Source organism: Catellatospora sp. NPDC049133 (genome assembly GCF_040648455.1).
GTDB lineage: Bacteria > Actinomycetota > Actinomycetes > Mycobacteriales > Micromonosporaceae > Catellatospora > Catellatospora aurea.
Genome location: NZ_JBEZDT010000014.1, coordinates 167,275 through 179,948, shown reverse-complemented (window position 1 = coordinate 179,948; position 12,674 = coordinate 167,275). Strand labels below are relative to the sequence as shown.

11 protein-coding genes and 1 tRNA gene are annotated in these 12,674 nt (G+C 70.4%); 7 read left to right on the top strand and 5 right to left on the bottom strand.

The window, feature by feature from the left end:
* Positions 1 to 112: 112 nt before the first annotated feature.
* Positions 113 to 574 carry a RidA family protein gene (locus AB0B35_RS18425; protein WP_360523891.1) on the bottom strand — a complete coding sequence of 154 codons (462 nt, stop codon included), beginning with the start codon at positions 572 to 574 and terminating at the stop codon, positions 113 to 115.
* A gap of 37 nt (positions 575 to 611) precedes the next feature.
* Positions 612 to 770 (bottom strand): DUF4177 domain-containing protein, encoded by a 159-nt coding sequence (locus AB0B35_RS18420; protein ID WP_120317449.1) that lies wholly within the window; start codon positions 768 to 770, stop codon positions 612 to 614.
* 134 nt (positions 771 to 904) lie between these two features.
* Between AB0B35_RS18420 and AB0B35_RS18415 the strand changes: the two genes are divergently transcribed.
* Genes AB0B35_RS18415 through AB0B35_RS18405 form a run of 3 tightly spaced genes read left to right on the top strand, consistent with a single transcriptional unit; the run spans position 905 to position 3,996 of the window.
* Positions 905 to 1,855, top strand: a complete 951-nt coding sequence (locus AB0B35_RS18415) for a hypothetical protein (protein ID WP_361046649.1) — start codon at positions 905 to 907, stop codon at positions 1,853 to 1,855.
* Positions 1,856 to 1,878: 23 nt separating this feature from the next.
* Positions 1,879 to 2,862 carry an ArsA-related P-loop ATPase gene (locus AB0B35_RS18410; protein ID WP_360524164.1) on the top strand — a complete coding sequence of 328 codons (984 nt, stop codon included), beginning with the start codon at positions 1,879 to 1,881 and terminating at the stop codon, positions 2,860 to 2,862.
* A 9-nt stretch (positions 2,863 to 2,871) separates the two neighbouring features.
* Complete coding sequence (locus AB0B35_RS18405) at positions 2,872 to 3,996, top strand: ArsA-related P-loop ATPase (RefSeq protein WP_361046648.1); 1,125 nt, start codon at positions 2,872 to 2,874, stop codon at positions 3,994 to 3,996.
* Between the two features lie 78 nt (positions 3,997 to 4,074).
* Here the strand turns inward: AB0B35_RS18405 and AB0B35_RS18400 are convergent, their stop codons facing one another.
* A complete protein-coding gene (locus AB0B35_RS18400) occupies positions 4,075 to 4,371 on the bottom strand; it encodes a WhiB family transcriptional regulator (RefSeq protein ID WP_203699140.1) in 297 nt (98 codons plus the stop codon).
* A gap of 596 nt (positions 4,372 to 4,967) precedes the next feature.
* On the opposite strand from AB0B35_RS18400, the gene AB0B35_RS18395 reads away from it, so the two are divergent.
* Positions 4,968 to 7,295 (top strand): transglycosylase domain-containing protein, encoded by a 2,328-nt coding sequence (locus tag AB0B35_RS18395; protein ID WP_361046646.1) that lies wholly within the window; start codon positions 4,968 to 4,970, stop codon positions 7,293 to 7,295.
* A gap of 68 nt (positions 7,296 to 7,363) precedes the next feature.
* On the opposite strand, the gene AB0B35_RS18390 is transcribed toward AB0B35_RS18395, so the two are convergent.
* A complete protein-coding gene (locus AB0B35_RS18390; RefSeq protein ID WP_361046644.1) occupies positions 7,364 to 7,819 on the bottom strand; it encodes a GatB/YqeY domain-containing protein in 456 nt (151 codons plus the stop codon).
* Between the two features lie 71 nt (positions 7,820 to 7,890).
* On the opposite strand from AB0B35_RS18390, the gene AB0B35_RS18385 reads away from it, so the two are divergent.
* Positions 7,891 to 8,766, top strand: coding sequence for a metallophosphoesterase (locus tag AB0B35_RS18385; RefSeq protein WP_361046643.1), 876 nt, complete (start codon positions 7,891 to 7,893; stop codon positions 8,764 to 8,766).
* A gap of 58 nt (positions 8,767 to 8,824) precedes the next feature.
* Positions 8,825 to 8,898: transfer RNA gene (locus AB0B35_RS18380), tRNA-Pro, on the top strand.
* A 118-nt stretch (positions 8,899 to 9,016) separates the two neighbouring features.
* On the opposite strand, the gene AB0B35_RS18375 is transcribed toward AB0B35_RS18380, so the two are convergent.
* Positions 9,017 to 10,615: a hypothetical protein gene (locus AB0B35_RS18375; RefSeq protein WP_361046642.1), complete on the bottom strand. Its 1,599-nt coding sequence runs from the start codon at positions 10,613 to 10,615 to the stop codon at positions 9,017 to 9,019.
* A 565-nt stretch (positions 10,616 to 11,180) separates the two neighbouring features.
* Between AB0B35_RS18375 and AB0B35_RS18370 the strand changes: the two genes are divergently transcribed.
* Positions 11,181 to 12,545 (top strand): diguanylate cyclase, encoded by a 1,365-nt coding sequence (locus tag AB0B35_RS18370; RefSeq protein ID WP_361046640.1) that lies wholly within the window; start codon positions 11,181 to 11,183, stop codon positions 12,543 to 12,545.
* Positions 12,546 to 12,674 lie beyond the last annotated feature (129 nt).

The window sequence follows — 12,674 nt, the reverse complement described above, 5'->3', positions numbered from 1 at the left end:
CGACGTACGCGGCCCCGGCGTCCTCGTCCGACTTTCCCGCACGTGGAGTCGATGTGATAGGCCAACGTCCATGCCGAACGGGGCGGCTGCGGCAACCCCGCCGAGGGCGAGGTCAGTCGCGGACCTCGGCGATCAGCTCCACCTCGACCGGGGAGCCCAGTGGCAGCTCGCCGACGCCGACGGCGCTGCGGGCGTGCTTGCCGGCTTCGCCGAAGACCGCGCCGAACAGCTCGGAAGCGCCGTTGATGACGCCGGGCTGGCCGGTGAAGCCGGGGGCGGAGGCCACGAAGCCCACCACCTTGACGATTCGGACGACCTTGTCCAGGCCGACCAGCCATTCAAGTGCGGCCAGGCCGTTGAGAGCGCATCGGGCGGCCAGCTCTTTCGCCTGCTCGGCGCTGATCTCGGCACCCACCTTGCCGGTGGCCAGCAGCTTGCCGTCGGCCATGGGCAGCTGGCCGGATACGTACACGTGGTCGCCGGACCGGAGCGCCGGCACGTACGCCGCCACCGGCGGGACCACCTCAGGCAGCTTCAGGCCCAGCTCAGCGAGCTTTTCGTACGGGTCAGACATCTTTGTCTCCTTCACCGCGGTGTCCGCGGGGTTGTGCTCAGGCGGACTTCGGCCGCTTCAGGTAGGCCACCAGCTGCTCGGGGTTGGGGCCGGGCACGACCTGGACCAGCTCCCAGCCGTCGGCGCCCCAGTTGTCGAGGATCTGCTTGGTCGCGTGGACCAGCAGAGGCACGGTGACGTACTCCCACTTCGTCATGGGCATAACCTAACGTGCCGGGAAGATCTCGCTGGTCGATCCCTGCTGCGACAGGGTGCGAGGTGCGGTTAAGCTGAGCCGCCGCGGGGGCAGCTGAGTGTCGCGGCCTCGTAAAAAAGACCAGGGGAGATCGCATGACCCAGCCGCACGACGAACAGCAGCCTACGACGCCGCAGCCGACGCAGCCCGCGTACCCGCCGCCGGCGGACCCGTTCGCCTCGGCGACGGTCACGCCGCCGACGACGCCGCAGCCCGCGGTGCCGCTGCCGCCGACCGAGCCGGAGCCGGCCACCACGCCGCCGGCCACGCTGCCGATCGCCGAGAACCCGCCGGCCCCGCCGGTGTCCGGCGCCCCCGCCCCGGTCTCGGGCACCCCTGCGTACCCCACGCCGCCGACCGCCGCTTACCCGACCGCGCCGCAGGCCGGCTACCCGGTGTCCGGCCAGCCCGCGTACCCGGCGCAGCCCGGCTACCCGGCCACCGGCCAGGCCGCGTACCCGACCTCGGGGCAGCTCGCCTACCCGACGTCCGGGCAGCCCGCCTACCCGACCTCGGGGCAGCCGGCCTACCCGGTGTCCGGCCAGCCGGCGTACCCGGGCATGACCTACCCCGGCGCCCCGGGCGTGCCGGCCGCACCGGTCAAGAAGAGCAAGGCGCCGCTGGTCATCGGCATCGTGCTCGGTGTGCTCCTGCTGCTGTGCGGCGGCGGCATCGGCGCGTACGTGCTGCTGACCCGCAACACCGAGGGCATCGGCGCGTCGAGCGCCAAGGACGCGACGCAGAGCTTCCTCACCGCCATCTACAAGAACAACGGCGACGCCGCCGCGGCCGAGAAGCTGGTCTGCGGTGACGCCCGCGACCGCAAGGACATCGACGCCAAGATCGCTGAGATCAAGTCCCAGACGTCCCAGCTCAAGGGCCCGAGCTTCACCTGGGAGACCCCGAAGATCTCCGGTGAGACGGCCACCCAGGCGACCGCCGAGGTCACCGTCAAGCTGGTCACCAGCGACGAGAAGATGTCCGAGCAGAAGCTCACATTGACTCTCGTCAAGCACGAGGGCTGGTTCGTCTGCGAGGTGAAGTAGCCACCTGGCACCATCGAGGGGTGCTGAACGACGGTAACGACGGGCCGGCCGGCCGCGGTGCACACGACACCGCCTGGCCGGCCCGTCTGCATGTGGTCACCGGCAAGGGCGGCGTGGGCAAGACCACCGTGGCCGCCGCACTGGCGTTCGCGCTGGCCGCGGGCGGGCAGCGCACGCTGCTGGTGGAGGTCGAGGGGCGGCAGGGCCTGGCCCAGCTGTTCGAACTGGAGCCGCTGCCGTACGCCGAGCGCCGGCTCGGCGACGCCGGGGTCGATGTGCGACTGCTCGCCGTCGACCCCGAGGAGGCGCTGCTGGAGTACCTGGAGCTCTTCTACCGGATGGGCGCGGCCGGGCGGGCACTGCGCAAGCTGGGCGCGATCGACTTCGCCACCACGGTCGCCCCGGGCCTGCGCGACATCCTGCTCACCGGCAAGGTGAAGGAGGCGACCACCCGCACCGACGACAGCGGCCGCCGGGTGTACCGCTCGGTGGTGCTCGACGCCCCGCCCACCGGCCGGATCGGGCGCTTCCTCAACGTCACCGCCGAGGCGGCGCGGCTGGCCAAACTCGGGCCGATCAAGTCGCAGAGCGAGGGCGTGGCCGCGCTGCTGCGTTCGCCGATGACCTCGGTGCACCTGGTCACCCTGCTGGAGGAGATGCCGGTGCAGGAGACCGCCGACGCGTTGCGCGAGCTGTCCGCGCTCAACATCAGTGTGGGAAAGATCATTGTGAATTGCGCCCGCCCGCCGCTGCTCGACGACGGCAGGGTCACCCAGGCCGAGCTCAAGCGCGGGCTGGCCGCGGCCGGGCTGCCGACCGACCGGCGTACGGTGACCGCCCTGCTCGACGAGTCGCGCGACCACCAGGCCCGGCGCGCGCTGGAGGAGGAGCTGCGCGGCGAGCTGGCGACCCTGGGCCGGCCGGTGGTCGAGTTGCCGCTGCTGCCGGACGGGGTGGACCTGGCCGGTGTACGGCACCTCGCCGGGCTGCTGCGCCCCGCCCCTTAGGCTGAGCACATGCTCGACGTGGACGCCCTGCTGGCCGACCCCGGCGTACGCATCGTGGTCTGCTGCGGTTCAGGCGGGGTCGGCAAGACGACCACCGCCGCGGCGCTGGCGCTGCGAGCCGCCGAGGAGCACGGCCGTAAGACCGTCGTGCTGACCATCGACCCGGCCCGGCGGCTCGCCCAGTCGCTCGGCCTGACCGAGCTGGACAACACCCCGCGCCCGGTGGAAGGGCTGTCCGGCGACGGCGACCTGCACGCGATGATGCTGGACATGAAGCGCACCTTCGACGAGGTCGTGCTCACCCACACCGCGCCGGAGCGGGCGAAGGAGATCTTCGCGAACCCCTTCTACCAGGCCATGAGCTCCACGTTCTCCGGCACGCAGGAGTACATGGCGATGGAGAAGCTGAGCCAGCTGCGCGCCACCGACCGGTGGGACCTCATCGTGGTGGACACCCCGCCGTCCCGGTCGGCACTGGACTTCCTGGACGCGCCCGCCCGGCTGGGCCGCTTCCTGGACGGCAAGATGCTGCGCCTGCTGATGGTGCCCGCGCGGGCCGGCGGCAAGAGCATGTTCAACCTGGTCACCGCCTCGTTCGGGGTGTTCTCCAAGGCGGTGCAGAAGATCCTCGGCGCGCAGCTGCTGACCGACCTGTCCGGCTTCGTGTCGGCCCTGGACTCGACGTTCGGCGGGTTCCGCGAGCGGGCCGACCGGACCTACCGGGTGCTGCAGGACCCGCAGACCGCCTTCCTGGTGGTGGCCGCGCCGGAGCCGGACGCGGTCCGCGAGGCCGCCTACTTCGCCGAACGGCTCGGCGCGGAACGGATGCCGCTGGCCGGGCTGGTGCTCAACCGGGTGCACCGATCCGAGCTGCCGGAGCTGTCGGCGGCCGACAGCGCGGAGGCGGCCGAGAAGCTGTCCGCCGAACACGCGGATCACGCGCTGACCGCCCAGGCGCTGCAGGTGCACGCGCTGCTGATGCGCCAGGTGGCCCGGGAGACCGAGGTCTCGACCGGGTTCACCGACGAGTTCCCGCAGGTGCCGGTGGCGTACGTGCCGGCGCAGCCGACCGACGTGCACGACCTCGCCGGTCTTCGGGCGATCGGCGCGGCACTGGCCGAACGGGCCGAATGAGTCACGCCGGGTAACCGAAGGGCCGTTCCCGCCATACCGGCGAAAACGGCCCTTCGATGATGAGATGGGTGCTATCAGTCAGGCCCGGACCAGCTCCCGGCGGTCCTGCTCCTGCATGGCGACCTCGAAGGCGCGCTTCCAGCTCGCCACGTGCGGGTGCCGGCGCAGCAGTGCGCGGCGCTCCCGCTCGGTCATGCCGCCCCAGACGCCGAACTCGATGCGGTTGTCGAGTGCGTCCGCCAGGCACTCGTACCGCACCGGGCAGCCGCGACAGACTCTCTTGGCGATGTTCTGCTCCGCGCCCTGAACGAACAGCGCGTCCGGATCTCCGTTCCGGCACGCCGCGAGACTGGGCCAATCGTTGACCATGCCCATGTGTCCACGTCCCCCCTGACGTTCCCCTCACCGCTCGCGACTTGCCCGACTCCACCGACCTCCAGGGTCGTTGAGCAGGGCACATCCCCCCGATGGTTCCCCCGAACCGACGCGAACGGTGTGCGTTACTCGCCCGCCCATCATGCTCCGTAGTCAGACGATTACGCAACGTTGTCAGCCAAAATGGCGGAAAAAGGTCTTTAACCGCGCTGAACAGTGCCTGAGCAGTGCGTACGCGCGCCGCAGGGTGACGCCCGCCCGCGGGCCGGGACGGGGGTCCGGCGGCCCGCGGCGGAGCGTCGAGATGCGAGTAACGGGGCGGCCACGACGTCCGGGGGGACATCTCGTGACCGGGGCGACGCAACCACACGCCAGGGGTCGTGCGTCTTGGACAACGAAGACATGCCCGGGACGGTTGCGGGCGAGGCGGGGGCCGATCTGTCAGGCGCCTGTCCATGCAGCCTGACCCGGTATGGTGCGGCACGCGACACCGAAACCTGCTCACGTAACCTGAGGCGGTGACCCTGATGCGAAAGCGCGACCACAACATACTGGCCAACGCCGCATCTCTGTTGATTTGCGGCTTGCTAGCCGGCGTGGTGGTGGCCGCTGCCGCATTCCCCGCGGTGGCACTGTCCGGTCTGGCCGCCAAGGCGGGCGGTGAAGCCTTCGGTCAGCTCCCCGACGAGCTGGTCGTCAAGCGCTCCCCCCAGATCAGCTACGTCTACGCCAACGACGGCAAGACGCTGATCGCGACCATGTACGACGAGAACCGGCGCGACCTGCCGATCGCGGAGATCCCCAAGATCGTCCAGCAGGCCATCCTCGCCGCCGAGGACCAGAAGTTCTACGAGCACAACGGCGTCGACGTGATGGGCATCGCCCGCGCCTTCGTGGCCAACAAGCAGGCCGGCGACGTGCAGCAGGGCGCCTCGACGCTGACCATGCAGTTCGTCCGGCTCTCCATCTCGTACTCGGCCGACACCGCGCAGGAGGTCGTCGACGCCACCGAGGACACCACCAAGCGCAAGGTCCGCGAGATGCGCTACGCGATGGCCATCGAGCAGCGAATGAGCAAGGAGCAGATCCTCGAGGGCTACCTCAACACCGCATACTTCGGCAACCGGGCATACGGCATCTACGCCGCGTCGCAGGTCTACTTCGGCAAGGAGCCGAAGACCCTGACCGCCGCCGAGGCCGCCTTCCTGGCCGCGCTGGTGAAGTTCCCCGGTGACTTCAACGTGGAGACCCGCGCCGGCGAGAAGCTCGCCGTGGACCGCCGCGACTACGTGCTGTCCGAGATGGTGGGCACCGGCGCGCTCACCGAACAGCAGGCCACGCTGGCCAAGGCCGAGGAACTGAAGGTCGTCGGCAAGATCACCCCGAACGGCTGCGTGCAGGCCACCAAGAACGCCTGGGGCTTCTTCTGCGACTACTTCCAGCGCTGGTGGAACGACCAGGAAGTGTTCGGGGCGACCCCGTACGACCGCGAGCGCCAGCTCAAGTCCGGCGGCTTCCGCGTCGTGACCTCCCTGGACCCACTCGCCCAGAACGCCGCCAACAAGAACGTCACCGACCTGATCTCGGTGAACAACGACAAGGCGCTGATGCTCGCCGCGGTCGAGCCGGGCAGCGGCAAGGTGCGGGCGCTGGCGGTCAACCGCAACTTCAAGCTCGACAGCAAGTCCAAGCCGCAGAACAAGCTCTCTTCGGACCCGAAGAAGAAGGCCAAGAACATCCGCGGCACCTACCCGAACACCACCAACCCGCTGATGACCGGCGGTGACGGGTTCACCGGCTACCAGGCCGGCTCCGCGTTCAAGATCTTCACGATCGTCGCCGCGCTGGAGAAGGGCTACCCGCTGGCGACCAACATCGCCACCAAGAAGCAGTTCATCACCAACTTCCCCGTCAGCGGCCCCGACGCCAACTGCGGCGGCAAGTACTGCGTCACCGGCGGCGGCGGCGCGGTGCAGAACATGTGGACCGGCTTCGGCAGCTCGGTCAACACGTTCTTCGTCCCGCTGGCGATCATGGCCGGGATCCAGAACGTGGTGAACGTCGCCAAGAAGATGGGCATCACGTTCCACGACGAGCCCGGCACCACCCAGGACGACCTCGGCTACTCCAACAACGCCAGCCAGTGGGGCGCGTTCACCCTCGGCGTCTCGGCCACCACCCCGCTGCAGCTCGCCAACGCGTACGCGACCCTCGTCGCCGACGGCCTGTACTGCGAGCCGACGCCGGTGGAGTCGATCACCGACATCAAGGGCAACAAGCTGTCCGTCGCCGACAAGCGCTGCAAGCAGGTCATCGCGCCGGACATCGCCCGCGCGGCCGTCGACGCGGGGCGCTGCCCGGGTGGCGACAACTCCGCCTTCCGTGAGTGCAACGGCCACGCGACCAACCGCGACTCCCGCGGCATCGTCGGCAAGCCGATCACCGGCAAGACCGGCACCACCGACGCTGACCGCTCGGCCACGCTGACCCTGTCCACCAAGCAGCTGACCGTCTCGGGCTTCCTCACCAACCCCGACTGGGCGTTCGACACGGGCATGAAGCACGGCGTGGTCAACCCGGCCGTGCAGCGGACCCTGCGCGACTACATGAAGAACAAGCCCGCCGTCGCCTTCACCAAGCCCAGCCGCAAGATCGCATACGGCGACCAGGTCTCCATCCCGTCGGTGGAGTGCAAGCCGGTCGCCGAGGCCAGGAACATCCTGCGCGCCAAGGGCTTCGAGGTCGAGGTCAACACGGAGCAGATCGACTCCAAGTGCCCGAAGGGCACCGCCGCCAGCACGACGCCGAGCGGTCGGACCATCAAAAAGGGCGTGGTCATGATCGAGGTCAGCAACGGCAAGGACGCCAAGCCGGGCACCGGTCCCGGCAACGGCCCCGGACAGCCGCCACCACCACGAAACTGACGCACTCAGCAGACGAGGCCCCGCTCGCACATCGCGAACGGGGCCTCGCCCTTTGGCCGGCACAGGCGTCAGGCGGCCAGCTGGCGGCGTACCTCCGCAGAGACCTTGCCGCCCTCGGCGCGGCCCGCCACCGCGGCCTGCACCGCCTTCATCGCCGGGCCCATCGAGCCCATTCCGCTGAAACCACCTGCGGCCAGCGTCTCCGACACCAGCTGCGCGATCTCGTCATCGGTGAGCTGCTTCGGCAGGTACCGGGCGAGCACCTCCTCCTCGGCCCGCTCCTTCGCGGCCTGCTCGGCGCGGCCCGCGTCGGCGAACGCGACCTCGGCCTCCCGGCGCTTCTTCGCCTCCTTGGCGAGCACCGCGAGCACCTCCTCGTCGTTCAGCTCACGCTTGGCCTTCCCGGCGACCTCGGCCACACCGACGGCCGCCAGCGCCATCCGCAGCGTGCCCGTCACCACCTCGTCGCGCGCCTTCATGGCCGAGCGCATGTCCTCGGTCAGGCGCTCCTTCAGGGTGCCCATACCCACCTCTCCGTGCTCCGCACTCCGACGGCACTGTGTTGCCCTCGGGCGATGAAACTACTCTTAGCCTCATGGGTCCGCTCGGGAAAATCGCGTTGGGCGCCGTCGTGGTCGGCGCGGGCACGCTGGCATACGGCACGCTCATCGAACGCAACTGGTTCACGCTGCGCCGGTACGACGTACCGCTACTCGCCCCGGAGGCCGAGCCGCTGCGCGTGCTGCACGTGTCCGACCTGCACCTGACCCCGAAGCAGCGGCGCAAGCAGCGCTGGGTGCGCGAACTGGCCGGACTCGACCCCGACCTGGTCGTGGTGACCGGCGACAACATGGCCCACCCGGACGCGGTGCCCGGCGTGCTCGCCGCGTACGAGCCGCTGCTGGAGCTGCCCGGCGCGTTCGTCTTCGGCTCGAACGACTACAGCGGCCCGGTGCTGAAGAACCCCTTCGGCTACTTCCGCGAGGACCGCGATTACGAGCACGGCGTCGAGCTGCCCACCGAGGACCTGCGTACGGCCTTCCTCGATGCGGGCTGGGTCGACCTCAACAACAAGCGCGCCACGCTCAAGGCCGGTGGCCGTGTCGTCGACCTGGCCGGCGTCGACGACCCCCACATCGACCTGGACGCCTACCCGGCCGGGCCCGCCGATCCGACCGCCGCGGTGCGCATCGCGCTCAGCCACGCCCCGGAGCCTCGGGTGCTCGACGCGTTCACCGAAGACGGGTTCGAGCTGCTGCTGGCCGGGCACACCCACGGCGGCCAGGTGCGCGTGCCCGGGGTCGGGGCGCTGGTCACCAACTGCGGGCTGGACCGCAAGCTGGCCCGCGGCCTGCACCGGTGGGACCGCGCCTGGCTGCACGTCTCCGCGGGCCTGGGCACGCACCCGACCGCCCCGGTGCGCTTCGCCTGCCGCCCCGAGGCGACCCTGCTGACGCTCATCCCACGCTGAGGGGGATACCCGTTTTGGAGCCGGGGACCGGGTCAGCTACTATTTCGGAGCACCGCTTCGGGGTATAGCGCAGCTTGGTAGCGCGCTTCGTTCGGGACGAAGAGGCCGTCGGTTCAAATCCGGCTACCCCGACCGAAAGAAGGCCCGGGTCAGAGAGATCTGACCCGGGCCTTCGGTGTATCCGGGGCCGGATACACCGCGCGGCCCCTCCCGGACGGAAGGGGCCGCGGTTCAACGACGTGCCGGCCGGTCAGGCCGCCGGCAGGCTGGTGAACACCAGCGGTCCGGAAGGCGCCGGAGCGCCACCGTTGGGGTAGCCCCAACTCGCGCTGTTGCCCGCCGCGGTGCTGAGCGTGAAGCCCACCGTGTACGTCCCTGCCGGCAGGTCCCGGAAGTACACCGACAGCGACAGCTTCCCGTCGGCCCCCACGTGGACGCCGCCGTTCGCGCCGCCCACGGAGTGGCCGAGGGAGTTGTAGATGGTGGTCGAGAACCCGGTCACCGGGGCGAGCGTGACGTCGTCGATGGTGACGGCGATGCTGATGCCGTTGGACACCTCGCCCGGGGCGGCCTCGGTGCGGCTCAGCGCCGCCGCGATCGCCACCGGCCGGGACGTGTCGGGCACCCGGGTGGTCCGCAGGTCCAGCGCGGGCGCGCCGTAGTAGGCCCCGTACACCGACACCGCGCCGGCCGCGTCGGTGAGCAGAATGCCGTCCACGGTGCAGGTGGTGTTCAGCTCGTTCATCACCACCGGCATGGAGTACGTGCCCGCCGGCCCTTCGGTCAGCACCTGGTTCCAGGTGGAGCAGCCCGTGGTCGCGACCGTGGCGCTCAGCGCGCCCTGCACACCGCTCGCGGTGAACGTCAGCGTCGGCTTCGCCGGCTCCCGCCAGTTGTTCACCTGGGTCGGGGTCAGCGTGAACCCGCCGGCGACGATCGCCTCGTTGCGGGTCACCTGCACGGTGGGCGCGGCGAGACCGGTGTGGCGCTTGGTGTTGCCGGCCCGGTCGGTCACGGTGACCGCCTTGACCTTCCACTCGCCGGTGGGGCTGCCCGCGGGCAGGGTCACCGGCACGTGGCACTCGACGAACCAAGGGTCCCAGCTCTGCATGTCGCCACAGAGGTAGCCGCCCTGGTCGCTCCACGACATGGTGATCGGGGCGACGACCTCCGCGGTGCCGGGACCGTCGAGGACGATGCGGCCCTTCCAGAAGCCCGCGCCGGGCTCGTCGAAGACGTACAGGCCGTAGCGCAGCGTCGCGCCGGAGCCGGCGTCGTACACATGCTCCTTGGTCGGCGAGTCGAGCCAGATCTGGTTGACCACCGGAGGTGCGGTGTCGGGGTTCTGGGTCGCGGCCAGCACGGCGGACGGGCTGATCCGGTCGCCGGACAGGGTCCGCGTGGTGCCCTGGTCGTCGGTCGCGGTGATCTTCGTCACTCGGTAGGTGACCGGCGCGGCCGGGCCGTACTCAGTCACGAGGAAGTCGTGCGCGTACGACGAGCTGGCGATCCCGCCCGTGTACGGCCCGACGACCGGCCAGCCGCCATCTAGGCTGAACCGGATCTCCTCGGCCGGGCCGACCGCGGTGGCGCCGCTGTACCGCTGCACGTAGACGCGGCCGCTGAGGTTCCGGGCGGTGGCCGAGGTGTCGGTCACGGTCCAGTTCAGGGTGACCGTCGTGCCGCCGGTGGTGGTGTCGACCTGGTCGGTCGCGAACGCGATACCCGAAAAATCGATCTTCGGTTTCGCCGCCGCGAGGCCCGGCGCGGCCGCTGCCCCGAGCAGTGCGGCGGCCGCGGTGGCGGTGACCAGGATGCGTGAGACTGCGCGAAGGCGCGCAGTAGCCATGTGTCCTCCCCGTTGTCGTACGGCCGGACCGCGACGGTCCGGCTTGAGCGATCCGCGCACGGCAGACCGCGCGCGCAGCGTATTAGACAGGTGCCAGAGCGGGAAATGCGAATACGACAACCCCGACGGGGGGAACTTCGTCGACTCCAGGGCTGGTTTCGCCCTTCTACGCTGCGGGCACCGATACGTGACCGAGATCGTCGAACGCGAGGATTGACGCGCTGTGACCGATCACCCACTGCCGAACACCGTGCCCGAAGTTCGCGATCACCCCAGACGGGCATCGATGTTCCCTGCCGTGCGCCGCGGCGATGAGAGTCACCTGCCCCGATGGGCCGTAAGCAGGGCAGGCATGCCCACTCATCCGATGGTCACGTCGGGCGAACGATTTTCATAATGGCCGCTTAACCCGCCTACGGTGAGTAAGCTTGGCCGCCGTAAGGCCCCTGACCCCTGACGAAGAGCGAAATTCTGCCCCGTGCCCCTTCCTCGCATCATTGATGATGTTTCCGTAGCACTGCGGACCTCCCGCAGCGCGGTGGAAGCCTGCAATGCCACGGTCTCCGTGCTCAGCCGGCACACCCCCGCGCTGATCGAGGCGCTGCTGCATGTGAAGGATCAGCTCCGGTGCGTCTCGGCGAGCGGAGCCTGGCAGGTGTTCTCCGCCGTGCCGCTGGGCCACGGCGTGGTCGGCCGGGTGTACGCCAGCGGCAAGGCCGTCACCATCCTCGACGTCGCCAACGACCCGGATTACATCCGGCTCGGGCCGCCCATCACCTCCGAGATCTGCGCGCCGATCATCGACCGGACCGGGCACCCGGTCGGCGTGATCAACGCCGAGTGGGCCGAGGCGCAGCCGCTGGACGGCTGGGAGGACACCCTCACCGAGGCCGGGCGGCTGCTCGGCGCTCGCCTGTCCGAGCTGGGCGGGCCGCCCGCGGAGACCCGCAGTGAGCAGCTGCTGCGCCACGCGCTCGCGCTCACCAACGCCGAGACCGACGCCGACGTGCTGGTCCGTGCCTGCCGCGCGGCCCGCGAGGTGACCGGCCTGGCCGCCGCCGTGCTGCTGCGGCCGGCCCCGGATCTGCTGCCCGAGGAGCAGGAGCTGCGGGTGGTCATCGCGGCCAGCTCCCCGGAACCCCGGGACCGGCCGCTGGTCGCCCGGCTGGCGCAGATCGACCCTGACCGGCTCGCCGCGCTGCTCGACGAGGCCTGCCGGTACGGCGCTTCGTACACCCTCGGCGATCCCGCGGTGCTCGATGCCCGCGGGTTCGAGGCGCTGACCGCCGCCGGGGTGCGCACCATGATCGCCGTACCGCTCGGGGCGGGCACGCCAGTGGTGTCCTCCTCGGTCGGCGCGCTGGTGGTGCTGGACGAGACCGCGATCGTGCCCGACAGCGCGCTGGTGAACCTGCTGGAGCTGCTGGCGGCACAGGCCAGCACCTGCCTGGAGAAGCTGACCACGCTGCGGCGGCTGCACCTGCAGGCCAACTCCGACCCGCTGACCGGCCTAGGGCACGGCGGGCCCTTCGGCGACCGGCTCGCCAACGCGACGCCGGGCCGGACCGCACTGCTCGCCATCGACATCGACCAGTTCAAGTCGGTCAACGACACGCTCGGCCACGCCGCGGGCGACCGGGTGCTGGTGCAGATGTCCAGCGCGCTGCAGCAGGCGCTGCGGCTCGGCGACGAGCTGTTCCGAGTCGGCGGTGACGAGTTCGTGGCCGTGGTCGACGTGCCGAGTGCCGCCGAGGCACTGCTGGTCGCCGAGCGCCTCGTCGCAGCGGCCCGGGCCACCGGGCGCACGATCAGCGTCGGGGTGGCGATCCAGGGCGAGCTGGAGCCGCCGGAAGCCGCGATGTACCGCGCCGACCAGGCCTTGTACGCCGTGAAGCGGAACGGCCGCAACGGCGTACGCCTGGCCCCGTAGCCACCCGCTCCCGCGCTGTTGCACGCCGGGCCGCCGCCCTTTTACGCTCACTCCGGCGGCACCCCCTGCTCCGCTCCGGTAGGAGTGGTCGCGGTGGGTGGGGTTCATGCGGGTTTTCTATGTTCTGCC